Consider the following 1,320-nt stretch of genomic DNA (forward strand, 5'->3'; position numbering starts at 1 on the left):
AGTTGGGCGGACGCGCCCTCGGGGGTGCGCGGGTAGCCGGACGGCACTCCGCTGGCGCCGACGGTCGTGGCGGCGGGCAGCCTGATCGCGGGAGGCAGGGCGATCGCCACCCCCGGCGTCAGGCCGGCGTCCTGGGCCACCGTCGCCATCGGCGCTGCCGCAATGAGGTCTCGCCGCTGGGCAGGGTCTGAGTACGGGTGAGCGCTGCTTTGGACGCCGTCGCTCGCGTTTCCCGCTGAGAAGCCGGACACCAGGGTGTAGCCCAGCCCGTAGAGAAGGACGCCCCCCACCAGCAGGAGCCCCGCGAGGACGCCCAGCAGCTGAGTGCGCGAGAGCGGGACGACCTCGGCTGAGCTCGCCGGGCGGGCTGGGCGAAGCCGGAACATCAGCCGACGCAGCCGTCGCCGAGGATCCCGTTGAGCATCCCGTAGCCACCCATCAGCACCACGGCGAGCACCAGGACGCCGGCGAGGCCGATGATGCCGCCTTTCGAGAGGTGCGGGGAGTGCGTGGCACGCCCGACGAGGATCGCCCCGACGGACACCAGCGCTGCGATGCCGAACAGCCACAGCACGGACCACAGGACCATGCCCGAGATCTGGTCGGTGTAGGCGGCGACGCCCGTGGGCGCCACCGGGCAGATCTTCAGCGGGACGATCAGCAGGTTCATGTCGGTTCCTTTCGGAGGAGGGCAAGGACGTTCTGGGCCGCCTTGAGGAGCGGGGCGGGCAACGGGTCGGGGGTCAGGCCGGTGACCTGCAGGCGTGGGTCGAGCGGGAAGTCGGCCAGGTGCACGCGCGCGGGCACCCCGGCTACGGCGACCTTGACCGGACGCGGCCAGCGCTTGGCTGTGGGTCCCACGACAACCACCATGGCGTCCCGGCCCAGGAGTTCGGCGCACGACTCCAGGCGGCGGACGCCCGGCACCGTGGCATTCGTGACGAGGACGACGTCGTCGAGCGTGCGGAGCACTGACCCCAGCCACCCGGTGCCCGGATCTGACGCAGTCGCCCAGTTGGTGTCCACGAACGTCCACTCGACCGATGACTCGGTAGGAACCGGCACGGTCGCATCGCCGGCGATGGGGCGCTCGAGCAGGACGTCGCCACGACTGCCGCGGCGCCACGGGCCCGCGGTCCCCAGTTCGGCATTGGCTGCGGCCGAGAAGCCGGACGCCAACAGAGGGCAGCACTCCACCACCCGCGCCGGCACCCCGGTCGCGGTGGCCAGCGCGAGCGCCACCGTGGACGCACCCACTCCGCCGGCGCAGCCCACGACGGCGACCACCCTCTCAGCGGGCGCTGGCGTCCACGCCGTCGC

The 1,320-nt window shown here is 72.6% G+C and carries 3 protein-coding genes; all 3 read right to left on the reverse strand.

Annotation, left to right across the window (positions count from 1 at the left end):
- Window positions 1–386: hypothetical protein (locus tag Q1K57_RS11275; protein ID WP_300082538.1), on the reverse strand; the 386-nt coding region annotated here is incomplete at its 3' end.
- Window positions 386–670 (reverse strand): hypothetical protein, encoded by a 285-nt coding sequence (locus Q1K57_RS11280; RefSeq protein ID WP_300082541.1) that lies wholly within the window; start codon window positions 668–670, stop codon window positions 386–388. The genes Q1K57_RS11275 and Q1K57_RS11280, both read right to left, overlap by 1 nt.
- On the reverse strand, window positions 667–1,320 hold a 654-nt coding region (locus tag Q1K57_RS11285; RefSeq protein WP_300082544.1), incomplete at its 5' end, for a hypothetical protein. The genes Q1K57_RS11285 and Q1K57_RS11280, both read right to left, overlap by 4 nt.

The organism is Propioniciclava sp. (assembly GCF_029977985.1).
Classification (GTDB): Bacteria; Actinomycetota; Actinomycetes; order Propionibacteriales; family Propionibacteriaceae; genus Propioniciclava.

Bases quoted from the DNA above. Each gene is read 5' to 3' on its own strand.
- Q1K57_RS11280 (WP_300082541.1), bottom strand. From the start codon at position 670: ATGAACCTGCTGATCGTCCCGCTGAAGATCTGCCCGGTGGCGCCCACG.